The following is a 794-nucleotide window of genomic DNA, read 5'->3' as shown; positions in this document are numbered from 1 at the left end:
GGATATCGCGCAGCCCGGTGTCGCCGCTGATGGGCTTCGCGTTTTCACGCACCAGTTTCATGCCGTTGTAGTTCATCGGGTTATGGCTGGCCGTCACCTCTATCCCGCCGTCCACGCCCAGGTGGAAGGTGGCGAAGTAAATCTCTTCGGTCCCGCTCAGACCAATATCCAGCACGTCCGTTCCCGCATCCATCAGGCCTCTGGCCAGCGCCAGCTTCAGCGACTCGCTGGTCAGACGCACATCGCCACCCACCACGATCGTTTTCGGCTTCAGAAATTCACCGTAGGCGCGTCCGATACGGTAGGCGATATCTTCGTTTAATTCTTCGCCCAGTTCGCCGCGGATATCGTAGGCTTTAAAACAAGTTAGCTGTGTCATTCGGAATCAATGTCCTGCAAAAGTTAGCAACGACCATACTGGTCTTTAATACGGATAATGTCGTCTTCGCCCAGATAGGAGCCGGACTGGATCTCCAGCACTTCCAGCGGGATACGTCCCGGGTTCTCGAGGCAGTGCTCGGCACCAATGGGAATAAAGGTCGACTGATTTTCAGTCAGCAGGAACTGCTTGCCGTTGACCGTTATCTGCCCCGTCCCGGCGAGGATCACCCAGTGCTCGGCGCGGTGGTGGTGCATCTGCATGGAGAACGCCCCGCCCGGCTTGACGGTGATACGGTTAACGTTGAAGCGCGGCGTCTGGACCACCACATCGCTGCGGCCCCACGGACGGTAGATTTCACGGTGTCGTTTGTATTCGCTGCGCTGGTTGGCCTTCAGGTACTCCACGACCTTTT

At 57.3% G+C, this 794-nt stretch carries 1 protein-coding gene and 1 pseudogene; both read right to left on the bottom strand.

All coding sequences use genetic code 11. The annotated features are described in order from the left end of the window. Positions 1-379, bottom strand: a pseudogene (rfbK, locus tag ABLV11_RS07020) (O9 family phosphomannomutase RfbK); the annotation flags it as partial. A 23-nt stretch (positions 380-402) separates the two neighbouring features. Continuing rightward, on the bottom strand, positions 403-794 hold a 392-nt coding region (locus ABLV11_RS07015; RefSeq protein WP_348855246.1), incomplete at its 5' end, for a cupin domain-containing protein.

This window comes from Klebsiella sp. GW_Kp181, assembly GCF_040062315.1.
Classification (GTDB): domain Bacteria; phylum Pseudomonadota; class Gammaproteobacteria; order Enterobacterales; family Enterobacteriaceae; genus Klebsiella; species Klebsiella oxytoca.
The sequence above is the reverse complement of the archived record's forward strand: the minus strand, read 5'-3'. Positions and strand labels throughout refer to the sequence as shown.